The sequence below is a fragment of the Caballeronia glathei genome (assembly GCF_000698595.1).
Classification (GTDB): domain Bacteria; phylum Pseudomonadota; class Gammaproteobacteria; order Burkholderiales; family Burkholderiaceae; genus Caballeronia; species Caballeronia glathei.
In genome coordinates this window covers 1-24,653 of record NZ_JFHC01000091.1, presented here as the reverse complement: position 1 = coordinate 24,653, position 24,653 = coordinate 1, and the positions used below count along the sequence as shown (strand labels likewise).

Sequence of the window (24,653 nt, the reverse complement as noted above, 5' to 3'; positions counted from 1 at the left end):
CGCGCCCAGGGCGCTCGGCAACAGGCGGCATAAGCGACTGGCCGAAGCACCGGGGACCTATGTCCTCGAGGCCTGATCTGAACACATGACCCGGCCTCGCGAAGGGCAATGCTGGCGCGCTCGCGCGGCGAACCGGTGAATTTCATAAGGAAAAGAACGATGGATAGTGTGCGCACCATGGAGATCCAGACCGTCGTTCTGGAAGGTCAATTGCTGCGGGTCGGCATCTGGCGAGGCGGCGATGCTTCGCCGCCGCTCGTCATCTTCAATGGCATCGGCGCCAATCTCGAACTGATCCAGCCGTTCGTCGATGCGCTCGGTGATGTGGAAGTCGTGATGTTCGATATACCGGGCGTGGGCGGATCGCCCGCGCCGCTCGCGCCGTATCGACTCTCCACGCTGTCAGTGCTGACCGACAAGCTGCTCGAGAAGCTCGGCTATGCGGGACCGGTGGACGTGCTTGGTGTGTCGTGGGGTGGAGCGCTTGCGCAGCAGTTCGCGTATCAGTATCCGTCGCGTTGCCGGCGACTGGTGCTTGCTTCCACCTCGCCGGGCGTCATCATGGTGCCCGGCCGGATTTCCGTGCTTTCCAAGCTGATCGGGTTCCGCCGCTATAAGGACCCGGATTTTCTGCATGAGGTCGGCGCGGAGATCTATGGCGGTGCATACCGGCGCGATCCCGAGTTGCTGAAGGAACACGGACGTCACATTCAGGCGCCAGGCGGGCGTGGGTACGTGTACCAGCTGCTGGCCATGTGGGGTTGGAGCAGCTTGCTCTGGCTCGGCTGCCTGCGCCAGCGAACGCTCGTCATGCACGGCGACGACGACCCCATCGTGCCGCTCGTCAACGCGAAGATTCTCGCTTCCCGTATCCGTCAGGCGACGCTTCATGTCGTTGAGGACGGTCACCTCTTTCTCGTCACGCGAACGAGCGAAGTGGCTCCCCTGGTGCGCGACTTCCTGCTGCAGGAGTAGCGCCGAACAGCCAGGCCGGCAATGGCGATGACCTGCCGCATCGAGTGCGGGGATCAACAGGCATCCGACATCGAGTCTCGCCTCGCATGGGGCTTGCTGGCGGGTGCAGGCGAGCAACCGCTGACCAATAGGGACCATCCATGAAGACTGTCAACGCAATCCAGGCGTCCACAGTGCGCTGCTCCGAACGCGCCGCGCCCATTCGCAGATCGACGTATTATTCGATTTCATTTTCCCATGGTGCCTGATTGGCAGTGGCCACCTGAGGGCCGCCCTGGTCCGATTCGCCGAATTGCACGCGGACGAGAACGCCAGTGTGACGTGGCGCTCGCAGCAACTTCTGCCCGATACACCTTCTGTTTTTTTTGAAGGCTGCGCGAGCGGATTACCTCCGCGGTATCAACCGTGTCGTCTTGGAAGCGTCGCCTGTCCGGCAGGCACGTCACCGCCTGCGTCGCCAGGCGTCGTTCCGCGTGAATTGAATGGCCGCTTTCTGGTGGGAACGACGTACGAATGTCCGAGCGACGGCGCGGGCGAATGACGCTTCGTGGCCGAGATACGCCAACCGTTTCCTTGACACGCGAAGTCCGGCCGGCGACGCACGAGCGGCGGACCCGGTCAACGATCAGGTGCGTTTAGCCAGATAGGCATCGACCAACTCGACCAGTCGTTCCCGCCCAAAGCTCTCGTCGTGTCCAGCGTGGACCACGTGGACGGGCAATTCACGCAAGCGCTTCATCGTGCGCACATAAGTCGGAATATCAGCGCCGCCTATTTCATCCAGCAGCGGGCCATCGTAGATCGCGTCGCCGGAGAACAGTGTGCCGGATGCCGCTTCCCATAGGCCGATGCTGCCCGGTGAGTGGCCGGGTAGATGCAGGACTTCAAAATGCCGGTTGCCGAGGTCGACGATGTTCCCCTCCGTGACGATTTCCGTGACCGTTGCAGCACGCACCTGATAGTCGGACATCGAGTAATCAACGCTGGGAAGGGCTGTGATCAGATCGCCGTCGAACGGATAACCTGCTTCGCGATACCGACGAATCGCTTCGTAGCCCAATACCGACGCCAGAAGCGTGCCCGGCTCACGCGGGGAGCGCAGGTTGTCTGCCTCCAACTCGTGAACTAGCGTGTGCTTGAACTCATGATGTCCGCCGATATGATCAGAGTGCGTATGCGTGGCAACGGCGGTGACGTCCTTCTGCAGCAGGTGCCTGGCTGCATCCAGCAGACTGACGATACCCATTCCTGTGTCAATCATCAGGTCCCGGTCGCGGCCGCGCACATGCCAGATATTGCAGCGCATCAGCGGCACGACGTGGGGTTCCCAAAGCAGGGTAATGTCGTCGCTGATGCGTTTGAATTCGAACCATCGGTCGGCAATCGGTAATTTGGTCATGTAGAGGCGATCACGAGTATGAGTTGTTACTTTGACACACTCCGCATCTCACTTCGCGTAGATCAAAATAATGTCGTCACAAATTCCGAAATAAGCCTGTCAACTCGCGCGTGAGTGGCAGCGTTACGGATGAAATCATCACGAATTCATGCACTTAAAGAAAACGAATTTAAAGTTGTCACCGCCACTGCTGCGCGAAGGTGTCAATTTGCACCTGATGCCTGCCGACGCTCGCTTGTTCGCGGCGATCGGTGAGTCGAAACGGGAGACGATCGGGGGCGACGCTGGGTCGCTCACCTTTGACATCGCTTAAAATAGCGACGAGTAAAGGATTTGCGATGCGCCGGTCTCATCGGCTCGGCGTTGGCCGGTGACCACACGTTGGAACCAAGGCGAACCAGACAGTTCGCGCACCGATATTGCGCCTCAAGAAGCTGTACGTTCACACGATATGGCACTTCGCGGCTACAGCGCCGGCAGATCGATCCAGCCCGCAATGATGAGCCGGGCGACGACTCAGATCTTCAGGTTGATGCACAACGCCATCGTAGTCGTTGCCCAGACACCGTCGACCGTACCGGAACACGCCACTAAAGCGGCGACGCCCCGACTGCTTGGGGACTGCCCTACGTAGCGTCTCTCGTGGCAAACCAAATTCATCGCGTAGCCGATGAAGATCAAGCGACCCGCGGTCGGGCACGACGCCCTCGTAGAGATCGATTTCTGGTCCCAGTAGACGTGCTACGACGATACCGATCAACGCATTGGCTCTCTCGAACTTCCACAGGATCGAGATCAGCGTCTCGCAGGGATAAAGCCACTTGTTGTTGAACAGATACCCCAGCGACGGAGTCAGACTGGTTTCGTCGAACGTGAGAATCGGGAAGCTCGGCGCCTGTAACCGCACCTCATCACGCGGCGGCGGCGAGCACGCGTCCCATTGCGTGGCGCGATTGGACATAAGCGCTATGCCGTACAGCGTGATCCCACAAAACGACTTCCGGTGTGTAGCCTCGATCATCCCTCAGTTCGCTGTCCTTGAGCACGATCTCGACGGCACGGGCAAATGGCTCCATCGGGATCTCGAGTTGGTCCGGCAGATTGGCCTTGTGGTGGGCCGTCTCAAACGCACACCATAGTGCGTCTGCGTCTTTGATCAGTCGATAGCCGGCTGGGCGTGGTAACTCGTCATCATGGGGTAGTCGCGCGCAAGCAGAAGACAGGGCCGCTCGGAACATCAATACGCGACAACCGAAAACGTCATCCGCCATTGCTGCTATGCGCCCGTCGAGCGCACCACACTGTTCCGATCCACGTTGTACTCGTAGAGCGGCAAGCCATCGAGCGCATGCCGCGCCGTCCCGCCTGGATCGCTTGCAACGTGGCTCTGCACGTCGATCATCATGGTCGAGCGGCGGGCGGTGTCGTACGGCGCCCAGGCGGGCATCGCGCTGGTGTTGGGGTTTCCGGTGCGGGCAAACGCTGTCCAGGTACCCATCACGTCGCGTGACAAGCCCGCAAGCTCCGCGCCATTGCCGAGCAGGCCGCTCGCCACGTCGACGGTGCCAAAAACGAACGGCACCTCGGCCGTATGCGGCGACTGCAGGTTGCCGCCCATGACCGGCGTCTTCCAGTCGAACACATAGTCGTACACGGGCGCGTGCGCCGACTGCAGCTCCGCGATGCGCGTGGTATTGCGGCGAAACACATAGTCGGTGCTGAGGGCGGCCAGCAATTGGCTCGGTGATGCATTGGGCTGCGCGGCGCGGTAGGCATCGACAATGCGCGCGGCCGACGCCGGGTCCTGCTTGAGCAGCAGGCCCGTGCGTTTCTTGACTTCGTTCACGTCCAGTGAGAAGTTTCGCGGATCCGCCGCCATGTAGAGCGTCATCTCGTTCGCCGCGTTACCGACGAGGAGCGGCATCCCGGAAGATCGCGCTGGCGCGCCCGGATCGAACGGATGTCGCGTGAAGCCCCGGCCGTCGACGACCGGACGAAACGGGTCGCTTATCGTCTTCATCGCGGCGATCATCCGGCCCATGGGCACGGCCTGCAGCTTCCCCGGGTCGAGATCCGGGATGCCCAGCCGCGCGCCTAATAGACGCGCCTGCCCTTCTGCTTCCTCGCGGCTCTCCAGATGAATGCCACCCGAGCAGCTTTCGATCACGGCCTTGTGAAAGAGTCCATGCGCGGGAGCAAAGTCCATCAGCGCAGCGACCTTGGCCGCGCCGCCCGACTGGCCGAAGACCGTGACATTGCCCGGGTCGCCGCCGAAGGCGGCGATGTTGTCGCGGACCCATGCGAGGCTCGCGACCACATCGAAAAGGCCGGCGTTGGCGGAATCGGCGAAGCGCGGGTCCTTGTCGCCGAGATAGAGGTAGCCGAATACATTCAGTCGATGATTCACCGTCACGACGACCACGTCGCCGTCGCGTGCGAGATTCGTGCCGTTGAAACCCGGCGCGGTGCCGGCGCAGTTCGACCAGCTGCCGCCGTGCAGCCAGACCATCACTGGTCGCCTCGCAGACGCGCGCCCGCTGGCCGGCGCGAACAGGTTGAGGAACAGGCAGTCTTCGCATAGTGGCTGCAACTGCGAGTACCAGCTGTTCAGCGCAGTCAGCGAGTCGCTCGTCTGCGGCGCCGACGCGCCGAACGCTGTCGCGTCCTTCACCCCGGCCCAGGGAGGCACGGGCTGCGGCGGCATGAAGCGGTTCGTGGCAGCGGTAGTGTCGGCATAGCGCACGCCCTTGAACACCTCGACACCCGACACGTTCGTCCCCCGCAGCTTCCCCGCTCGTGTCTCCACGACCGGGCTCGTCGCGGACGACGTGAATGCGCAGGAGTTCAGCGCGGGCAGAATCGCACCCGCGGTGGTGGCTGCAAGTCCCTTTAATGCGACACGTCGCTTCGGGTCGCTGAGGCTCGCAACGCCCGCGGATTCGCTCGTTCTCGCTTTCACTGCGCTGTCTCCAGTTCCCTCGTTCTATTCCAGTCTCCTGCCGTCGAGTGGGAACGCTCGCGGCACGGCTCGTCTGCGATGAGGCGCGTGAGTACGCCGGGGCGGCGAACGGGCGCCATCCCGGCGCAACCTGCCGGGATCAGCGCACTGCAATATACATTGTTATCTCGAATCCAAAACGCAAGTCGGTGTAAGCCGGGGTGGTCCAGGTCATGAGAGAAGCTCCTTGAAGTGAGAGAAAAAACGTCCGCTCATTTGTCGCGCGGACACACGACGTTGTTGTCGACATCGCCATCGCCAAAGAACGCGCCATCGGTTCCGATCTGCCCGCCGGTGGGCATGTTCCTCACGCCATCGGGCAGCGGCGGATTGTTCGCGGCCCACGTCAGCGCATAACCATCATCGTAGGTCGCGTGATAAGTCTGCGATCCTCGGGTGAACACCAGCGTCTTCCGGTTCATGTTCACGGCGATCTTGTCCCCGTTAGGACACGTCTGCGTGAAGACATGCGGGTCGGACGCCGCGTGCGCGAGCGTCGAGGCCGAAAGCGCGGCGACGGACCAGCAGCATGCAAGTACAACGATCCCTTTCATCTTCATGGTCGGCTCCTGTTCGTTTCGGCCTGGCGCGTCGCGCATCCGGCCGGAATCCATTCGTCGTCAGTGATTCGCGGGCCCCGGCGAGTTCACTTCAGACTGTGAAAGTAAGCGGCGAGGTTGGCGATCTCCGTATCGTTCAGCGGCTTGGCGATTACCGACATCGTTTCGTTTTGCCGCTCACCCGAACGAAAGGCCTTCAGTTGCTCGGCCAGATAGTCTTCGTCCTGGCCCGCCAGGTTCGGGGTCTGCGGAATGACTGCATGACCGTCCGGTCCGTGGCATGCCGCGCATTGTCCCGCGCGCGATTTGCCGGCGACGATGTCCGCTGCCATGCTGCCCGAGACCATCGATGCCAGCATCACCGACAGAACGAAGCTCCGAAGAATCTTTTGCACACTCGCCCCTTACTTGCCAACATAGGAAATGCGGTACACCGCGCTCGCGAAATCGTCCGAGACGAGCAGCGACCCGTCCCTCATCGGCTCGACATCGACGGGACGTCCCTTGTACTGGCCATCGCTCGTAAGCCAGCCTGCCGCAAATACTTCGGTACCCGCCGCGGTGCCGTCGGGCTTCAGGCGCGTGAACATGATGCGTGCGCCGAGCGGATGCTTCCGAACCCACGAGCCGTGCTCCGCATCGAAGATGCCGCCGACGTACTTCTTCGGAAACGACGAGCCCTCGTAAAAGGACATGCCGAGGTCCGCCGCGTGGGGCGGCAGGTTCACTTGCGGAAAGATCACGCCCTCGGGCGGCGTCTTGTCCTTGTATTCGACCGTGCGATCATGGCCGCCGCCATAGAATGGATAGCCGAAGTCCTCACCTGCCCTGGTGGCGCGATCCAGCTCGCCCGGCGGACGATCGTCGCCGAGCGTGTCGGTCTGGTTGTCCGTGAACCAGAGCGTCTTGTCCTTCGGGTTGAAGTCCATGCCGACCGAATTGCGAATGCCGTGCGCATAGATCTCGCGGCCGCTGCCGTCCTGGTTGTACCGCACGATGGCGCCCATGCCTGCCTTGTAATAGGCCTCGTACTTCTCGGGCGGCAGCACGTTGTAGTGCTGGCCCACGGTCGAATACAGCTTGCCGTCCGGTCCGATGCGGCATACGCGCGCGCCGTGGTTATAGGCTTCGTCGCCGACGGGAATCAGTTGGCCCTGCGGGACGATCACCTTCTCGCCCGGTGTCGCGCTGCCCGGATTCGTGAACGACAGGATGCGGTTGAGTTCGACGACGAACAACGTGCCGTCGGGCGAAAAGCACACGCCGTTGGGGTCCTTGAAGCCGCTCGCCGGAGCAAACTCCGTGACCTGGCTCACCTTGCCATTGCCGTCGTCGTGCAGCACCCACACGGCATTCTTGCGCGTGCCGACATAGGCCGTGCCTGTCGTCGGATCGACGGCGATGGCGCGCGCGCCTGGCACCATCGCGTAGAGCTCGACCTTGAAGCCAGGCGGCAGCTTGACGTTCTTCAAGTTCTGTTTGACCGCCGCCACGGCATCGGGGTCCTGGGGATACGTGCGCGGCGCGTCCTGGGCCCAGACGGTACCCGCTGCCGCCCAGGCCAATACTCCCGCTACAAAGGTGGTTCGCTTGAAGCTTGGGTCCATTGCGTCCTCTGTTCTTCGAAGGTTATGACGCGGGCTCGAGAAACTGCATCGATTCCGCAGGAAGCACACGGCGTCGTCGTGCCTGCCGGGTCGGTCAAGGCGCGTCGACTGCGCCCGACCGTGAACCGGCATTCGTGATTGGAAAACCCGTAGGATCTTTAATGCCAAGTCAGTGAAGTGAAACATTTGCGCAAGTGTCGGGCAGACTGTCTCTTCTCGTTACTTGCTCTAACGTCAGGTCCCCCGCCTGCCACAGCGCCAAATGACCGAGCTTGCTGTTGCCATGACGTCCCTCTACCTCAGCACTTGCGGATTGATGCAGTTGAGCGGCGACTCGCTCTTCAGCACGCGGATCACGTTGTCGGTGACGATCTTGCCCATCGCGAGCCGGGTCTGCGTGGTCGCGGACGCGATGTGCGGAACGATCACAACGTTGTCGAGTCCGGCAAGTCCGGGAGCGAGCGCGGGCTCGTGCTCGAAGACATCGAGCCCCGCCCCCCAGATCACTTTGTCCTTGAGCGCGACAACCAGCGCCTTCTCATCGACGAGCGGACCGCGCGCCGCGTTGATGAGCACGGCCGTCGGCTTCATCGCGGCCAGTTCGGCGGCGCCGATGTAGTGATGCGTTTCGGGCAGGAGCGGCAGATGCAGCGACAGATAATCCGATTCGCGCAGAAGCGTCGCCTTGTCGACGAAACGCGCGTTGTACTGCCGCTCGAATGCCTCGTTCGGCTTCGCGTCGGTATAGATGATGTTCATGTCGAATGCCGCGGCCTTGCGCGCGAACTTCGAGCCGATCCGGCCGAGCCCCGCGATGCCGAGCGTCTTGTTGTCGACGTCCTGACCGATGAACGCCATCGGCGCCCAGCCCTCCCATTTCCCCGCGCGCACATAGCGCTCGGACTCGGACACGCGGCGGGCTGTCGCAAGCAGCAGCGCCCACGCGTGCGTCGCGGTGGCATCGTCGAGCACGCCCGGCGTGTTCGTCATGATTACGCCGCGCGCGCTCGCCGCGTCGAGATCGAAATTGTTGAAGCCCACCGCGTAGTTCGCGACGATCCGGCATTGCGGCCCGGCGGCGTCGAGCACTTCGCCGTCGATCTTGTCCGTCAGCAGGCTGACCACCGCATCGCGTCCGCGCACGGCCTTCAGCAGCTCCTCGCGGGTGTGCGCGCGGTCCTCCGGGTTGACGTTCACATCGAAGTGTTCCCGCAGTGTGTCGATGGTCTGTTCGGGAATCATCCGCGTGACGTAGACGCTTTGCTTTGCCATTGCCTGGTTTCCTGAGTAGTGTGTTAGCCGTGTTCCAGAAGACGCCGAACGACTTCACTGCCGCTATCGGCCAACAACTGGTCCTCGGCGGGTGCGAGTCCGCTGATGCCAACCGCGCCGATCACGCGGCCCGTGCCGTCTTCGAGCAAGGCGCCACCCGGCAGCGCGGTCAGCAGCGGATCGCAGAAATAGCCGATGGCGATATCCTCGCGGCGCAGCCGTTCGAGAAACGCCGCCGTCGTCCCGCCCATGCGCGTGCACGTGTAGGCCTTCTGCTGCGAGAGCGCGATGCTGCGCACGGGGGAGCCGTCGGCGCGTGCTAAGGCGATCAGAAAACCGTGCGCGTCGCAGACGGCTGCACATACAGGTTTGCCGAACCGCTCTTTCGCTTCTGCGACGAGATGCTCGAGAAGGTTTTGCGCGCGTTCGAGATCGAGTTCAGCGAATGCCATCGGCTCCTCACGTCTAGCGGTTTGCGGCGGGCTGCGGATGATCGATTTGCCCCGCCTCGTCGTCGCCGGTCACCGGTGACGCCACCGGCGCGAGCGCCTGCGTCTCGCGTTCCCGGCGCTTGAGCCGTCGGTGAACGAAGGCGGTGAGGATCGGCGTGAGGATGGCGGTGACGATCACCGACGCCGCCACCTGAACCGTCGCGATAGGCGCGATGGCGGCGTAAGTCGGATCGGCAATCGCAACGGCTTGCGGCGTGCCCGCCGCGTTGCCCGCCGTGCTCGACGCGGCCGCCCCGGCAATGCCCGAGCCCCCCAGCAAGCGATCGGCGGCAATGCAGACGATCCCCGTGATGACGAGCACGCCCACGCCGAGCAGGATGCCCGGAATGCCCGCGGTCGTGACCGACTTGAGGTTGATGCCTTCGCCCAGCGTGAACGCCATGAATGGCACGATGATCGGCTCGTGCCTGCCGAAGAACTCGCGCAACTCCTTGTCGAGATTGCCGAGAATCGCGCCCGCGGCGATCGGCGCGATGACCGACACCATCGTCAGCCACGGAATGACCGCGAGGCCCGCACCCACCAGCACGAGCATGGTGACGAACGGTCCCGTCTCGACGCTCTGCACGACGTACGTTCCAGCGTCTTCCTTGGTCCCGAACGTGCTGGTCAGTGCGAGGAACATGCCGCCGTTGGTGTCATTCATCGCTGCGAGCAGCGCAAGCGTCGAGAGGCCAAGAAAGTTGCCATGGAACAGGTGCGCGACGCCCAGCGCCAGGATCACCGCGATGCCCACCTTCGCCACGAGAATGCCGAGGCCGCGCCGGAGCATCTTCGGCGCGGCACGCAACGTCATCTTGGTACCCGCAGTGAAGAGATACATGGCAAGGATGGTGGGATAGCCGGCGTTCGTGAGCGCCTGCGTAAATCCGCCGATCTTCAGCGCGTTAGGCGCGAAAGTGTTGACCAGCATTCCGACGAAGAGCGGCACGACCATCAAACCGCCCGGTACGCGATTTATCGCCTGATAGATCTTCACTGTCGTCTCCTGAACCTGCTTGGCCACCCTTTCGGGCAACGAACGTCTGGCTCGATTTACAGCTTGTAATGATCTGATTCACACCGGCATACCGGTTTGTCATCTTAGCTGCTAACCATGTTATATGATAAGTTTGCGCGGGTTTCCGTGAGGTAAACCCTAAAGCTAGAAAACGAATGCTTTCTGAAGACTTGGGCTTACGCTATGTCGCATCAAGGCTAAGAGAACGAGGACGCATATGACGGCGAAACTCAACTCCCTGACCGCGCAGGTTGCCGATCTGCTTCAGGAGGCCATCTGCTCCGGCGTCTATCCGGTCGGCACCAAGCTGCCATCCGGCAAGGCGTTGGGCCAGATGCATGGCGTCAGTCAGGCGGTGATTCGCGAAGCAACCGAACGGTTGCGCTCCAAAGGCTTGATCGATAGCCGGCAAGGCTCCGGCTGCGTCGTCAAAGCGCGCACCGAAGCCGACGGCTTCAAGGTCTTGAGCGGCATGGACACCGACCGGCTGGAACTGGCGAGCGTGTTCGAGCTGCGACTCGATCTGGAAGGGTCCGCGGCCGGGCTCGCGGCGGTGCGCCGCACGGATGCGGATCTGGAAAAACTGTCCGGTATCCTGACCGTGCTGGGTGAGAATCTGCTCGATCTCGATGCAGGCGTCGAACTGGATCTTGCCTTTCACACGGCGATCGCGGGGGCCACGCACAATCCCTACTATGGCACCTTGCTCAAGTATCTCAACTTGCAGTTGCGTCAGGCCGTGCATGCCGCGCGCTATAACGCGCACGTCAACGAACCGCTGCCACAAACGGTGCAGCGCGAACACCTTGCAGTGTTCGAGGCCATTCGAGCACGCGATGCGAACAGGGCCCGCGCGGCGGTAATGCTCCACCTGCAACGCGCCGCCTGTCATCTGGGTCTCGACATTCCCGGTCGCGATCGGAACTCGGGCATGCTAGAAGCAGTCACGCAGCACCGGCGCCGCGACACCGAGGCGCCGGTGCGTTGACGTCTGGCACGCATGCTTGCGGCACGCATCAAGCCCTGCGTTTGTTTCTGTTTGTGGATCGATCAAACGGGTCCGGCAACTTCACCCTGCGTGTCGCGCCCGGGCATCGAGAGTTCGAGACGTGCCGCTGCCTTCCGAAGATGCGACATGGCCGCTGAGCGAGCGGCGACGGGGTCGCCCGCGCGAATCGCATCGAAGAGAAGCATGTGCTCGCGATGGACTTCGTCGGGCAGATGGGGATACGCAAGCGAATGCGTGCGCCCGGCCCTCACGGACTCGCGAATCTGCAAGTTGAGGTACTGCAGCAGGTCCTTGAAATAGCGATTGTGCGTCGCGTCGCCCATCGCGACATGAAAGGCAATATCCAGATCAACAGCGCGGTCCGACGTGTAGAGATGTTCGGCAAGCGCATTCAGAATCGTTTCGAGTACCTCGATGTCCGCGCTCGTTCGGCGCACCGCCGCGAGCGCCGCCGCGGCGCCCTCCAGATCGAGCCGCAATTCGAACACGTTCGCGAGGTCCGCGCGGTTTGCCTCGCAGCCTTCCGGCACCTGAAAACCCGCGCTCTGCGTGCGCGCCCTCACGGTGCAGCCAGAGCCCTGCCGGCTGTCGATCAAACCTTGCGCGCGCAGGCGCTCAGTGACTTCCCGTATGACCGACTGGCTCACGCCGAAGCGCTGTGCCAGGTCCCTACCCGACGGAAGCCGTGTGCCGACCGGATATACTCCGCTCAGGATATCGCCCGCAATCTGCTGCGCGACTTGCTGAGTCAGCGTCACGGGCTTGGTGATGGGCGTGCCGAACAATCGGGTGGACATGACGTCTGAATGATTTCCCTGGTCGTCGGCTCATAGGTAAGCCGGATGTGCCTGTGCCGAAGCGCCGCAAGGTGCGCGCTTGCGCGCGTTCGACGATGCATCGTATGGACGCGCCGCGCCTTAACGCTCATTACATTTTCCTTTAATTCTGGCAGATCTGCCAGTTGGGCGCCATGTGGGTGGGCAAATTGCGGTGATCGCACCTTCACTGCAGAATCTGGTGGTTTCAACTGAGATCATTAGCGAACTCAATCCCTTGACGACCACTGGTTTTGAGATCTCTGCTCGATGTGAAATGTGGGCTGAGTCACGCCGGGGGGCGCTTGGGCCGTAGATCAAAATAAAGTCGTCACAACTTTCGAAATATAGATGTCAACTCGCGCGCGAGTGGCAGCGTTACCGATGAAATCATCACAAATTCATGCACTTGGCGAAACCGAATTAAAGTTGTCACCGCCACTGCTGCGCTATGCCGTACAGCGTGATCCCACAAAACGACTTCCGGTGTGTAGCCTCCATCCCTCAGTTCGCTGGCCTTGAGCACGATCTCGACGGCACGGGCACATGACTCCATCGCGATCTCGAGTTGGCCCGGCAGATTGGCCTTGTGGTGGGCCGTCCAAACGCACGCCATAGTGCGTCTGCGTCTTTGATCAGTCGATACCCGGCTTCGAAAGTCTGTGGAACGTAGAAGCGGGTGAAGCTCCATTGGCCGCCTTCCGGATAGGCCGTCTGATCGTAGCCGTGCAAGCACGTCGCCGCGTCTTGTGCATTGCGCGTACCATAGAATGCCAACTCGTCGACCATCAGGCGCGCGACGATCCGGTCCGGGCCGGTCCGGCAGGCAGGCAGGCAGGCAGAAGAAAGTGACCACGCCGAGGACGATGCAAGCGGTCACGCGGCGCATTGTGATTCCAACGGGTTTCCACACGACCTGGACCCACTCCGGTCGTACACGGTTGTGCGAGGAGAGGCCGCTTCCCTGCGCGTAGCGGCCGTCCAAGACTTTCGCGTAACCTGCCGACGGACTCAAGACTGAGCGAAGAACGTCAGGGTCGATCCTTCGGATCCGAACATTGCCTGCAGAACTCTCGGCCGACGCCCGAATCAATCGAGCATCGGCGCCGCCTTCTGGCGACCCGCGCCAATCTCGTACGCGTAGGCATATCCGAGCAGCGCCGCCTCGTCCCACTGCCGACCGACGAAGATCAGCCCGAACGGAGACCCCGACTCGTAATAGCCCGCTGGCACCGCAATGCCAGGCAATCCCGCGATATTGATTTCGCCGACCGTCGTCTCCTGAATGATGTCCTTGCCGTGAAGCGGAGGAAGCTCGCATCGCATCTGTGGAAAGACGAGCGCATCGAGTCGGTGCGTGCTCATCACCGTATCGAAGATCCTCAGATAACGCGCCTTCAGATCGACGAACTCCGGCATCTCCGGCGGCAACGAAGGATCGGCCAACGCGGCCCGGAAATCGGCGAGGCTAGGCAAATAGCGCAGTACGCCATCGGGCCCGAACACATTGTCGTCTTTAGTCGCTTCGGCGAATTCCGCGAAGGTTTTGAGCGGCGCATGTTTGCCGAGCCGCTGCAGATATCTCTCGAGATCGTACGGAATGGATTCGAGTCCACGCGCATCGAAGTGTTCCAGCGGCGGCGTCGGCTTTCTTAGATCAGCGAAACCAGAGCCTTCGAACGGATCGTCGACCAGGACCGCGCCCAGACCGGCCAACTCTTGCTTGACGCGCGCATACAGCGCGGCTGCTTCATCGGAGAGCGGCTGCGCGCGCCATCCCGGGCCATATAAACCGATACGCCTGCCGTTCAACGCATCTGGCGACAGCGCCGACGTATAACCGCCTTCCGGCTGCCGGCCGACGCTCGCGAGCGTCTTCGGGTCCTCGCTCGAATAGCCCGCGAGCACGTCGAGGCAGAGCGCCGCATCGCACACGTTGCGGGCAATCGGCCCCACGACATCGCGATTACCCGACAGCGGCACGACGCCCGCATTCGGCACCAGCCCAATGGTCGGCTTGATACCGACGAGGTCCTGAGCAGAGGCGGGGTTCTGAATCGAGCCGCCGGTTTCTTCGGCGAGTCCGAGCACCGCCATGCCCGATGCAACCGCCGACGCCGTTCCCGCGCTGCTGCCGCCCGGCACGCGGTCGGGCATCGGCACGTTGATGGTCGGCCCAGCCCAGCTATCGTTCGCATGCGATCCGGTGTGGCTCAGGATCGGCACGTTGGTCTTGCCGAGCAGGATCGCGCCCGCGCGCCGCATGCGCGCGACGACCGGCGCATCGCGCTCGGGCATCAGGTCGACGCCGCCCTTCTTGCTGTAAAGCTTCGCCCATCCCGCCGTGGTCGGAAAGCCGACCATATCCATCGGATCCTTGATCACCACCGGCACGCCCGCGAGCGGCCCGAGCACTTCACCGGCTGTGCGCCGTTCGTCGATCTTGCGTGCATCGTCGATCGCGTCCAGGTTCAGAAAGATCAGCGCGTTGAATTTCGTGTTGTCGCGCTCGATCCTGTCGAAGCAGGCGCGCGCCAGTTGCTCGGCCGTAAATGTGCCAGCTCGAAAGCCCTCCTGCACGGCCTCGACCGTGAGCGCGTCCAGATCGATGTCCATCGCACTGCCTTGTTCCATTCGATGCTCCTGTTGAGTTATTCGTACCTCAGAGCGCTCAAAGCTGGACGCCGCGCGTGAGCGCGCCATCGACGACGAAGTTCGCCCCACTCACGAAGCTCGCCGCCGGACTCGCGATGAACGCCACTGCGTTGGCGATTCCTTGCGGCCGACCCATGCGTCCCGTCGGGTTCAACGCAAGCGCACGCTCGAACAGCGCCGTGTCGTTATGCTCGATCCAGTACCACACGCCGCCATCGAAATACACGTTGCCTGGCGATACCGTATTCGCGCAGATACCCTTCCATGCGAGCTGATTCGCCAGACTCTGCATGTAGTGAACGAGCGCGGCCTCGAAGATCCCGTACGGCCCGCGGCAAAATCGATCTCGCGTCCCGACACGCTCGATATCGCGATGATCGAAGCGGCCCGGCTCACCTCGAGAAACGGAATGGCGGCATCGACGAGATTGGCCGTGCCGAGCAGATCCGTCTCGAACTCCTTGCGCCACGACTCGATGTCGTTGCCGATCGCGAGCGCGCTCACATTGGCCACGACGATATCGATCCCCCCACTGCGCACCTACGCGCCCGACCCAAGCCTTGGGCGCATCGCCGTCCGACACATCGACGGCCACACCCGACGCGCGGGCGCCGCTCAGTTCGGCCAGCGCGCTCGCGGTCGATTCGACAGAGGCTTCATCGCGCGCGCAGATGGCGACGTCGGCGCCCTCCGCGGCGAATGTCCGCGCAATCGCGAGTCCGATGCCCTTCGTGCCGCCGGTCACGATCGCCTTCAAGCCTTTCAGTTGCAGGTCCATGTTCGTCGCTCCTGTGCGCGTCGATCAGAAAGCGTAACCTGTGCGCTCACTCTTTCTCGCGCCCTTCCCCGGATGTCATACCGCGCCTGATCTGCAACACTTCGCCAGCCTGAATGACGGAATGGCAGATATCGTCGATGGTCACGCGCTTTTCCATCGCCTGAGCGCGCAGCATGTCGTACGCATCGCGCTCACTCACGCGATGCATGATCATCAGAATGTTTTTAGCTTCCTGCAGATGCCGGCTGTCGAGCAGCTTCTGTTCGAGCTTGGCGATACGCTGTGCATGCTGACGCGCACGCTTCGCGTGATACAGCGCCATCACCACGGTCGAAAGCAACCCCGATGCGCGGATCGGCGTCGTGACGATGCCGTCCGCCCCGAGTTTGATGGCCTGATCGATGAACGTCGGATTCTCATAGGCCACCACGCAGATGACGGGCGGCGCATCGGGTCCCGACCACTCGCCGCTCGGCGCACGCTCCTCGGGCAAGAGCGCGCGAAACACCAGATCGACGCGCTCGGGCAAGGTGACCATCGGCGGCCAGCATTGCTCGACATGAAAGCCCATGCGCCGCAGATGGTTGGCGAGCCTTTGCCCGTCGTCGTCGTCCGGATGGAAAACGACCACGCGCGCATTGCGCTCGAGGATCGAACTGGTGAGGCTCCGCTGGCCTCTGTCCGCACGCGCGCTCACGTCAATAGTCTCGCGTGCTCAACTTCGTGACCCAGTCCCCGAGCGTCTGGCGCGTCATGTACGGATCGGGGCCGACAGCGAACTTCGACTCGCGCAGGATGGTGAACTGGCCGTCCGCGTTTGCGCGGCCGATGCGCGGATAAAGCGCCATATGATGATTCACGGGATCGATGCGCACGCGGCCTTGCGGCGCGGAGAATTCCGAACCGAGCAAATGCGGCATGATTGTCGCGAGCTCGTCGGAGCCTGCCCGCGCGAATGCTTCCGCGAACATGTGCATCTGATAATACGCAGCCTCCCAGTTCATGTCGGTCGGCACCTCCGCGTCATAACGCGCCTGATGATGCGCGACCGCGCGATGATTTTCTTCTGTGTCGATGCTTTGGAAATAAGGCGCGGCCGTGATGTGGCCCGCCGCGATGCCGCGCTCCATCGCACGAATCTCCGTCTCGGAGGTATTGAGACTGCCGATGGGCATTCTGGCCGGATCGAAGTCCGCGTGCGCGTAGGCATCGTAGAGATAAGGCACGGTCTCCCCAATCACCGTGCAGAAAATCCAGTCCGGCGACTTGCGCCTGATGTCCGCGATGACCTGCGCGAACTCATCGCGCGGCGCGTCGAGCGGCAGATAGCGCTCGCCGAGAATCGCGCCCTCGGGATGCTGGAGCAGCAGTTCCTGCATCGTACGATTGCACTCGTACGGATAGACGTAGCTCGACCCGACGAAGTAGACCCGCGCGCCGAAGGTCTCCGTCATGAAGTCCGCGAGTTGCACGCCGTTCTGATTGGGCGACGCGCCGCTATAGATGATGTTGTCGGAGTACTCGAAGCCCTCGTACATCTGCGCGTAGATCAGCAGCCGGTTGTGCTTTTCGACGACGGGCAGCATCGCCTTGCGGCTGGTCGACGTATAGCCGCCGAAGATCGTGTTGACGCCGTCCTTCACGATCAACCGCTCGGCCAGCTCGCGAAACGAGGCCGGGTCGGAGCCGGGATCGTAATGCAGGGCCACGAGTTCGCGTCCGCCGATACCGCCGCGCGCATTGATCTCCTCGACGGCGAGGCACGCTCCGCGCCATTGAGACTGCTCGAGCAACGCGGTCGAACCGCTCGTCGAGCACAGCAAGCCCACTCGGATTGGATCGGACAAAGCCATTTCGTGACACGCTCTCTAACGCGCGCGGAGCGGCGCCCCGCGCTTGGGTCTTCAATGCTTCGATTCGTCTGGATGATGTTCTACTTGAGGTAGTGCTTGGCGACCATCGCGCCAACCGTATATTTTGGATCGACAAAATTGCCGAGGCGAACCTTGCCGACCTGGCTCAGCATCATGTACGCGTCCCACTTGTCGAAGCCGTACTCGGCCGCCATCCACAACACGAGTTCGCGATAGGCGATGCGCGTCGCGTCCTCCAGCGGGCGCGCGCTGCCGATGCTCATGAGCGCGTCTTCATTCTCCAGCCGCGGCCAGGCGATCTGCCAGTTCTTGATGAGATCGAGGCGCACGGTCGTCGTGCTCTGATACTCCACGGCCGTGCCGCACACTTCGCCGTCGCCCTGACAGGCATGCGCATCGCCGATAAACAGGCGCCCGCCCGGCGAGCGGACCGGTAAATAGGTTATGCTGCCCGGCCCCATGTCCGGCACATCCATGTTGCCGCCGTGATTGTCGGGCGTGAGGGAATTGATCGAATCGATTTCCGGCGAAAGGCTCAGCGTGCCGATATGCGGCTTGTACGGCAGCGTATTGCGTTTGCTCCAGTACACGTTCTCTTCGTCGATCTTGATCTTGCGCACGATTTCCGGCAACGGCTCGTTGAGCAATGCAGTGTAGTCGGTGCCCGTCAATGCGCCGAAGTTCGGAATCATGCAACAGAAGCCGTGCGGATCGTCGCCGCGCGGCGCCATCTTCTCGATGTACACCGCCACCACGTCGCCCTTTTCCGCACCCTCGATCATGATCGGTCCGTTCTGCGGATTCAGAAACGGCACCTGCAGCACCTGCGACGGCTTGTCGGTTTCCTCCTTGATCTTGCCCTCGAACGCATCGCGTGTTTCCACCACGACGCGATCGCCGGGTTTCACGTGCAGCACCGGCTGCGAATACGGCCCGATGGTGTAGTGATACGTCTGCTGCATCTCCTCGGTGAGATGGTGCTCCACCGGTTCCCGATCCGCGCCGACACCGCGCTTCATCATGATCGATTCTTCAAGCCATTTCATGTTCCGCTCTCCGTCACAGTGCCAGGTACTGGCGAATCAATTGCTCGTCCCCGAGTTGCGCAGGGCTCAACACATCGACGATACGGCCCTTGTCCATCACGCAGCAGCGTGTCGCGATCCGTTCGACCATGCCCATGTCCTGCTCGACGAGCACCACGCCGATGCCTGTCTCGCGCGCGATCTGCTGCAACGTCTCGCCGATCAGATCGACGATCGACGGCTGAATGCCTTCCGACGGTTCATCGAGCAGCAGCACCTTGGGCGCGCTGATGAGCGCGCGCGCAATCGCGAGTTGCTGCTGTTCGCCACCGCTCATGGTTCCCGCTTTCTGCGTGTAGCGCTTCTTCAGGATGGGAAAGTAGCCGACGACTTTCTCTTTCATCTGCGCGGCCTGCGCACGATTCGCCTGTGCGCCGACCTGAAGGTTCTCGGCGACCGTCAGCGCGCCGAAAATCTCGCGGCCCTGCGGCACGTATCCCATGCCCTTCTGCGCACGAACGTACGGTTTTTCGTGGCCGATCGCAGCGCCGTCGAGTCTGATTTCACCAGCATCGAGCCTGACGAGTCCGATGAGCGCGCGCATCAGCGTCGTCTTGCCGACTCCGTTGCGGCCGATCAGCGCCAGCACCTCGCCGCGCTCGATACCGATCGACACCCCGTTGAGCACGCGGCCGCCGCCGTATCCCGCTTCTACGCCTGACACTTCGAGCAACGCGCTCATTTCTTCTTTCCCAAGTAGACCTCGGCGACATCGTCGCGGGCGAGGATTTCGTCGAGCGGGCCGTCCGCGAGAACACTCCCGCCGTGCAGCACCGTCACGCGCGAGGCGATCTGCTTGACGAACGTCATGTCGTGCTCGACGACCATCATCGTGAGACCGGCCGCTGACAGACGCTTGATGAGCTCGCCCGTCGCGTGCGTTTCCTCGACCGACATGCCCGCCACAGGTTCATCGAGAAACAGCAGTTTGGGTCGCAGGGACACGGCCATCGCGATCTCCAGCCACTGCTTCTTGCCGTGCGACAGATTGCGCGCGAGCACGCCCTCCTCGCTCGCCAGCATGAAGCGCTGTAGCAGTTCGTCGAGGCTCTCGGGGCGGTCGTCTTTCGCGCGATGCAGCGATAGTTGCAGATGCTGGCGCACACTCAGGTCCGGAAACACGCCGGGAATCTGGAACTTGATGCTCATGCCCATGCGGATGCGCTCGTGAGGCAGCACATGGCTCATGTCCTGGCCGAGAAACATCACACTGCCTTCCGAGGGGCGATGCTCGCCCGTGATGAGCTTGAAGAACGTGCTCTTGCCAGCGCCGTTCGGCCCGATCACGCAGCGAATCTCACCCGCGTCGATGCTGAAGTCGATACCGTTGATAACGTGGGCGCCGCCGAAATGCTTCGTGAGTCCGCGCGTTTCCAGGAGCGAGGTCATGACTTGCCCTCCTCTCGTTTGAGACATGCACCACCGGGGCGCGCGCCGTCGCCCGTGCGGCTGGAGAGACGTTTCAGCTGCCGCGTGACGAATGGCAGCAAGCCTTCGGGCGCGCCCAGCACGACGATCAGCAGGATCGCACCGAGCAGGATCAACGCGTACTGGCTGCCGTACACCGCGAGATTCTGCGAGAGCCAGACGAGCAGCGCGGTGCCGAGAATGGTTCCGCCGATGCTCTTCCTGCCCGAGGTCGCGACCCAGATGACCGGCATCGCGGCCGCGGTGAGGCCCATCGTCGAGGGCGTGATGTAGGAACCCCAGATCGTGTAAAGCGCCCCCGACAATCCTCCCAGCGTGCAACCCAGCACGAACACGAGTAGCTGATGACGACGGATGTCGACGCCGAGCATCTCGGCGCGTTGCGGGTTCTCGCGGATCGCGATGAGCGTGAGGCCGAAGGTGCCATCGAGCAGCCTGCGCATCACGACATACACCACGATCAGCAGGATCAGCACGAGATAATAGAAGCTCACGTTTTCCAGCGTGAGGGGTCCGTCCCGCCAGGGGATCGTGAGCGGCGCCATGCCGCCCATGCCGTTGTAGCCGTTCAGCCGCGCTTCACCGATCGCCCATTGCGGTCCGGCCGTCTGCGACATGAACGTTTCGAGCACGAGCGTCACCGAGAGCGTGACGATGCCGATGAACACGCCCTTGATGCGGCCGTAGAAAATCATATAGCCGATCAGCGTGGCGACCACGACGCTCACCACCAGGCCCACGCCGAGACCGAGCCAGGACTCGAACCACATGTCGCCGTAATTCAGCGTGAAGATGCCGTAGCTATAGCCCGACAGTCCGAAGAACGCGGTCTGTCCAAACGACAGGATGCCGCCGTAGCCCCACATCGCCGCAAGGCCGACCGCGCTGAATGCCCACAGCAGGCAGTACGCGAGGTTGCCACTGGTGTTCGCATCGACGATGAGCGGCAGGCACAGCGCCGCGAGCCAGGGCACCGCACGCAGCGCGCGTGTCGAGGCGCTGGTGTGAGACATCTTTGAAGGCATTTTCGTTTGCTTCACGTCTGCCTCCTAGCGCAAGCGGGTGAAGAGGTTACCGAGGCCTTGCGGCATCAGCCGGATCACGACGATGACCGTCACGAGCAGCCCGATCTGCCCGAACAACTGGCCGTAAGATGCCGTGAGCGCTGTCTGGATGATGGCGAGCACGCCAGCGGCGGGCGTCGTTCCCGCAATCACGTTCGCACCGCCGACGACCACCGAAACGAACGCCTGCACGATAAAGTTGCTGCCCATCGTCGGCACCGCCGTCATGGTCGGTGCGTAGAGTGCGCCTGTGAGACCTGCCAGCCCCGCGCCGAGCGCGAAGGTCAACGTATAGAGCCGGTCCGTGCGCAGCCCGAGGCATTGCGCGATATTCGGGTTCTGGATCGTCGCGCGCGCACAGACGCCGTAGTTCGTCTTGAAGAACAGCAGGTAGAGGCCGAAAAGGATCGCCAGCGCGATGAGCGGCAGCACGGCGCGATAAGTCGAGAACGAATAGTCGCCGAGCGAGAACGATCCGAACGGCGTGGCGATGCCTTCGATGGACGGACCGGCGACGAGCAGCATCGTCTGCTGCACGATGAGGCTGATCGCCCATGTCGCAACGACGGAATCGAACAGGCGGTCGTATAGATGACGAATCACGAGCCTTTCGACGATCACGCCTGCGAGCGCCGCCGCGATCGCGCCGAGCAGCATCGCGAGCGGTAGCGGCACGCCGCGTTTGGCCGCGATGATGGTGACATACGCCCCGCACATGATGAACTCGCCATGCGCGAGATTGATGACGCCCATCATGCCGAAGATCACCGCGAGACCGAGCGCCGCGAGCACCAGATAGGCGAAGTTGTCGCCGAACTGATAAACGAGCGAATAGAGAACCGACAAGGTGGCCATGCGCGCTCCACGTTCAGGAGGCCGGCGCGCGTGCGTGCTGCGTGTAGTGAACGCGCCGGCTTCGGATCAGGACTTCTTGGGCAGATTCGACGGCGTGTACTGACGATGGTCCGGCTTGTTCGGCAGATCGCAACCGACCTTGCCGAGCCAATACGGCTGCACGTCGTCCCAGACCTTCGGAATCTCGACGGAGTGGTCCTCTTTCACGTGCACGAGATAGATGGTGTGGCTCGCGTGGTGGCTCTTCGGATCGATACAGACCTTGCCTTGCGCACCTGTCGTGCAGATGTCGCCGCTTTCCAGCGCCTTGCGCACCGCATCCTGATTGGTCGACTTGGCCTTTTCCGCGGCGGCCTTGTAGAGATAGATGGCGTCGTAGGCGTTCGCCGCTTCCTGATTGATATACGGCTCGTTCGGGAACTTGGCATGGAAGCGCTTCTTGAAGTCGTTGCTCGCGGGCGAATCGACCTCTTCGACGTAGTTTGCCGTCACGTACATGTCCTTGAGCGCAGGTGGTTTGAAGCGCTTGTGCTCATACGCCTGACCGACGTTGACCGAACTCGCCATCGGCAGGTTCAGATGCGCCGATGCCTGTTGCTCGTAATACGACGCCTGATTCGCGCCGACCAGCAGCGTGACCACGAAGTCAGGCTTCGCCTTCTGGATGTTCTGGATCGTCTGGCCGAACTGCGATACGGACAGCGGAATGAACTCCTCACCCGCCATCGTGCCGCCGTTCTCCTTCACGATGTTGCGCACCCATTCCGCCGAAATCTGCCCGAAGTTATAGTCGGCGGCGATGGTGTACACCTTCTTGCCGTATTTCTGCATCATCCACGGAATCAGCGTCGAGAACTGCTGCTCGGGCACCGCGCCGGTCACGAAGGTGTTCGTATCGCAAACGCCGCCCTCATACTGATTGTCATACCAGTAGAGTTGATGCGCGCGGTCCATGATTGGCCGGATCGCTTCGCGCGAGGCGCTGGAGAACGCGCCGAAAATCACGTCGGGCTTGTCGGTCTGGACGAGATGCCGCGCGAGTTCCTGAAACTTGGTGTTGTCCGACTGCGTGTCGTAGGCGATCAGCGTCACCGGCCGTCCGAGGATGCCGCCCTTCGCGTTGATCTCATCGACCGCGAGCTGGGTGGCGTGGATCTTCGGAATCGTTGCCAGCGCGAAATTTCCCGAAGCGTCTTCCAGCAAGCCGATTTTCACGGGATCGGCGGCGAGCGAGGCGAGCGAGGTCAGTGCAATTCCTGCGGTGAGGGCGAGACGCATCCAGCCCGACGGCTTCAGCAACATGCGGGTTCTCCAGAAGTAGAAGTGAGCGCTAGAACAACAGGGGGAAATTCGGACAAAAAAAAGCCCCCTGGCGAACCATTGGTTCGCCAGGGGGCTTCTGTGCCGGGTCCTCGGGCGGACATCTTTGTCGGGCCTCAAGGTATGGCCCAAGTCTAAGTCGCTGTATTTTTACTTGTCAACAGTGGTCAAAAATCGACGGGAGCATTCGTTGCGGAGTTCGCCTCCTCCGCGCCGCTCGTAAATCCACCCTCGGCGACCATCGTCTCGCGACGAATCAGGAGAGTCCGGCAAATCGCCCGCAGTAATCCGCTGTACGCGAAAGGCTAGCATCCGCAGTTTATTCCTCCGGACCGACTCTACATTGATTGATGGTTTCCGTTCACCTATCTGGCGCACTCAATCCGGCCAGCGTCGATATCGACCGCTATAAACTTAGGTCGTTCGAGCGGGCGCACTTTTGCCGCTGCGTGCGGCGCACCGCCGGCCGGCACGTTGAGTTCGCCTTTCGCGGCCACATCGGGACGCCCAAGTACCGGCGCGGCGACATAGCCGACACTCGCTGCTTCGTGCCGCCTGACAAGTTCGCGTGCGAAAGCTACTGATATCGTCGACGTGACGACATGCACGAGATCCGGGCAGTCGGCGGCGGAAAGGCGGATCCTCAAGGTGTCGCGTGCGGCCGCGCCGAGCCTGGATGCGATGCTTCGTTGAAGGCGTCTGAAGTTGGGATCGCAATATCGCGTGTCGCTCGTAGCATTGGCGCTGAGTGGGTCGATCCGAAATCAGGCGACCATTGCTTGCGGATCAGCTCGACGACGACGAGGATGATATGGAAAAAATTAGTGCAACGAAATCCACCGCCACGGCCCCGAAGAAAACCGCCGCGCCCGTGGGCTAGGAAGGCCAAGGCACGTATCGTGAGGAAGGCTGCCGCGACAAAGACCGTGGCCCCAACCCCCTTGAAACCCATCAAGGACTCGTTCACGAAGGCGTCGCTCACTGTCCACCTGGCCGAGCGCGCTGGTGTGGAAGCGAAGGCCGCGAAGGGGTTGATGGCAGCGCTGGAAGAAACGGTGCTTGCCTCGGTTCACAAGAAAGGCGCCAAGGAGTTCACCCTTTCGGGTCTCCTGTAGGTGGTGGCTCGAAATGTACCGGCCAAGAAAAAGCGCTTCGGCAAGGACCCGTTCACGGGCGAAGACAAGTGGTTCGCGGCCAAACCTGCCACGGTGCGCCTGAAAGTGCGTCCGCTCAAGAAGCTGAAGGACGCCGCGCTTTAAATCGGGCACGGACCGTAAAAACGCCCCTCACTGCAGCAGTGGAGGGGCGTTTTGCTTTCAAATATGATGCGGAGCGTGTCCTGTCATCGCCCCGCTACACCGCTGTCTGAGCGGCGCCATTCTCGGGCTTGGCCATCGTCTCCGGCGCAACAGAGGCAACCGGTGGGGTGAGCGCTTTCTTCGCAGCA

At 62.1% G+C, this 24,653-nt stretch carries 24 protein-coding genes and 2 pseudogenes; 3 read left to right on the top strand and 23 right to left on the bottom strand.

The features are described from left to right. The first annotated feature begins 159 nt into the window (after positions 1-159). Positions 160-975: a poly(3-hydroxyalkanoate) depolymerase gene (gene phaZ, locus BG61_RS33890; RefSeq protein WP_035926802.1), complete on the top strand. Its 816-nt coding sequence runs from the start codon at positions 160-162 to the stop codon at positions 973-975. Positions 976-1,600: 625 nt separating this feature from the next. On the opposite strand, the gene BG61_RS33885 is transcribed toward phaZ, so the two are convergent. The 11 genes from BG61_RS33885 to BG61_RS33845 all read right to left on the bottom strand — a co-directional run bounded on the left by BG61_RS33885 (position 1,601) and on the right by BG61_RS33845 (position 10,302). Continuing rightward, positions 1,601-2,374 (bottom strand): MBL fold metallo-hydrolase, encoded by a 774-nt coding sequence (locus BG61_RS33885; protein ID WP_035926805.1) that lies wholly within the window; start codon positions 2,372-2,374, stop codon positions 1,601-1,603. A gap of 442 nt (positions 2,375-2,816) precedes the next feature. Then, on the bottom strand, positions 2,817-3,335 hold the full coding sequence (locus BG61_RS33880) for a hypothetical protein (RefSeq protein WP_232255988.1): 519 nt from the start codon (positions 3,333-3,335) through the stop codon (positions 2,817-2,819). Continuing rightward, positions 3,286-3,645, bottom strand: coding sequence for a hypothetical protein (locus tag BG61_RS40735; RefSeq protein ID WP_232255989.1), 360 nt, complete (start codon positions 3,643-3,645; stop codon positions 3,286-3,288). Before BG61_RS40735 ends, BG61_RS33880 begins: the two co-directional genes overlap by 50 nt. A gap of 5 nt (positions 3,646-3,650) precedes the next feature. Continuing rightward, positions 3,651-5,333: a carboxylesterase/lipase family protein gene (locus BG61_RS33875; RefSeq protein ID WP_051672980.1), complete on the bottom strand. Its 1,683-nt coding sequence runs from the start codon at positions 5,331-5,333 to the stop codon at positions 3,651-3,653. A 139-nt stretch (positions 5,334-5,472) separates the two neighbouring features. Then, positions 5,473-5,547, bottom strand: a complete 75-nt coding sequence (gene pqqA, locus BG61_RS42385; protein ID WP_129572051.1) for a pyrroloquinoline quinone precursor peptide PqqA — start codon at positions 5,545-5,547, stop codon at positions 5,473-5,475. 37 nt (positions 5,548-5,584) lie between these two features. After that, positions 5,585-5,932: a hypothetical protein gene (locus tag BG61_RS33870; RefSeq protein ID WP_129572050.1), complete on the bottom strand. Its 348-nt coding sequence runs from the start codon at positions 5,930-5,932 to the stop codon at positions 5,585-5,587. A gap of 86 nt (positions 5,933-6,018) precedes the next feature. Continuing rightward, positions 6,019-6,291, bottom strand: coding sequence for a c-type cytochrome (locus BG61_RS33865; RefSeq protein ID WP_035926854.1), 273 nt, complete (start codon positions 6,289-6,291; stop codon positions 6,019-6,021). 45 nt (positions 6,292-6,336) lie between these two features. Beyond that, on the bottom strand, positions 6,337-7,539 hold the full coding sequence (locus BG61_RS33860; protein WP_081868273.1) for a PQQ-dependent sugar dehydrogenase: 1,203 nt from the start codon (positions 7,537-7,539) through the stop codon (positions 6,337-6,339). Between the two features lie 294 nt (positions 7,540-7,833). After that, entirely contained in the window at positions 7,834-8,811 is a 978-nt protein-coding gene (locus tag BG61_RS33855) for a 2-hydroxyacid dehydrogenase (RefSeq protein WP_035926810.1), read from the bottom strand. 23 nt (positions 8,812-8,834) lie between these two features. Further along, positions 8,835-9,263 (bottom strand): GlcG/HbpS family heme-binding protein, encoded by a 429-nt coding sequence (locus tag BG61_RS33850; RefSeq protein ID WP_035926813.1) that lies wholly within the window; start codon positions 9,261-9,263, stop codon positions 8,835-8,837. Positions 9,264-9,276: 13 nt separating this feature from the next. Beyond that, the gene (locus BG61_RS33845) at positions 9,277-10,302 is read right to left on the bottom strand and encodes a 2-keto-3-deoxygluconate permease (protein WP_081868275.1); all 1,026 of its coding nucleotides are present in this window, start codon (positions 10,300-10,302) and stop codon (positions 9,277-9,279) included. 238 nt (positions 10,303-10,540) lie between these two features. Between BG61_RS33845 and BG61_RS33840 the strand changes: the two genes are divergently transcribed. Next, a complete protein-coding gene (locus BG61_RS33840; protein WP_051672978.1) occupies positions 10,541-11,311 on the top strand; it encodes a FadR/GntR family transcriptional regulator in 771 nt (256 codons plus the stop codon). Between the two features lie 62 nt (positions 11,312-11,373). Here BG61_RS33840 and BG61_RS33835 read toward each other — a convergent pair whose 3' ends face one another. The 12 genes and pseudogenes from BG61_RS33835 to BG61_RS44330 form a co-directional block, all read right to left on the bottom strand. After that, entirely contained in the window at positions 11,374-12,129 is a 756-nt protein-coding gene (locus BG61_RS33835; RefSeq protein ID WP_035926816.1) for a FadR/GntR family transcriptional regulator, read from the bottom strand. Between the two features lie 1,107 nt (positions 12,130-13,236). Then, the gene (locus BG61_RS33830; RefSeq protein WP_035926819.1) at positions 13,237-14,781 is read right to left on the bottom strand and encodes an amidase; all 1,545 of its coding nucleotides are present in this window, start codon (positions 14,779-14,781) and stop codon (positions 13,237-13,239) included. Positions 14,782-14,818: 37 nt separating this feature from the next. Beyond that, positions 14,819-15,580 (bottom strand): annotated as a pseudogene (locus BG61_RS44885) (SDR family NAD(P)-dependent oxidoreductase). Positions 15,581-15,626: 46 nt separating this feature from the next. Then, a complete protein-coding gene (locus tag BG61_RS33820; protein ID WP_035926822.1) occupies positions 15,627-16,277 on the bottom strand; it encodes an ANTAR domain-containing response regulator in 651 nt (216 codons plus the stop codon). Position 16,278: 1 nt separating this feature from the next. Further along, on the bottom strand, positions 16,279-17,433 hold the full coding sequence (locus BG61_RS33815; protein WP_035926825.1) for a transporter substrate-binding domain-containing protein: 1,155 nt from the start codon (positions 17,431-17,433) through the stop codon (positions 16,279-16,281). An 80-nt stretch (positions 17,434-17,513) separates the two neighbouring features. Next, positions 17,514-18,500, bottom strand: a complete 987-nt coding sequence (locus BG61_RS33810; RefSeq protein ID WP_035926828.1) for an acetamidase/formamidase family protein — start codon at positions 18,498-18,500, stop codon at positions 17,514-17,516. Positions 18,501-18,513: 13 nt separating this feature from the next. Next, on the bottom strand, positions 18,514-19,221 hold the full coding sequence (locus tag BG61_RS33805) for an ABC transporter ATP-binding protein (protein ID WP_035926831.1): 708 nt from the start codon (positions 19,219-19,221) through the stop codon (positions 18,514-18,516). Further along, positions 19,218-19,928 carry an ABC transporter ATP-binding protein gene (locus BG61_RS33800; RefSeq protein ID WP_035926834.1) on the bottom strand — a complete coding sequence of 237 codons (711 nt, stop codon included), beginning with the start codon at positions 19,926-19,928 and terminating at the stop codon, positions 19,218-19,220. Before BG61_RS33800 ends, BG61_RS33805 begins: the two co-directional genes overlap by 4 nt. Further along, positions 19,925-21,007 (bottom strand): ABC transporter permease subunit, encoded by a 1,083-nt coding sequence (locus BG61_RS33795; protein WP_035926836.1) that lies wholly within the window; start codon positions 21,005-21,007, stop codon positions 19,925-19,927. Before BG61_RS33795 ends, BG61_RS33800 begins: the two co-directional genes overlap by 4 nt. Positions 21,008-21,016: 9 nt before the next feature. Beyond that, entirely contained in the window at positions 21,017-21,886 is an 870-nt protein-coding gene (locus tag BG61_RS33790; protein WP_035926838.1) for an ABC transporter permease subunit, read from the bottom strand. 66 nt (positions 21,887-21,952) lie between these two features. Continuing rightward, on the bottom strand, positions 21,953-23,188 hold the full coding sequence (locus BG61_RS33785; RefSeq protein WP_035926840.1) for an urea ABC transporter substrate-binding protein: 1,236 nt from the start codon (positions 23,186-23,188) through the stop codon (positions 21,953-21,955). 383 nt (positions 23,189-23,571) lie between these two features. Then, positions 23,572-23,814, bottom strand: coding sequence for an NAD(P)-binding domain-containing protein (locus BG61_RS44330; protein WP_232255991.1), 243 nt, complete (start codon positions 23,812-23,814; stop codon positions 23,572-23,574). A gap of 198 nt (positions 23,815-24,012) precedes the next feature. Here BG61_RS44330 and BG61_RS33775 point away from each other — a divergent pair. After that, positions 24,013-24,465: pseudogene (locus tag BG61_RS33775) on the top strand (HU family DNA-binding protein). Positions 24,466-24,653 lie beyond the last annotated feature (188 nt).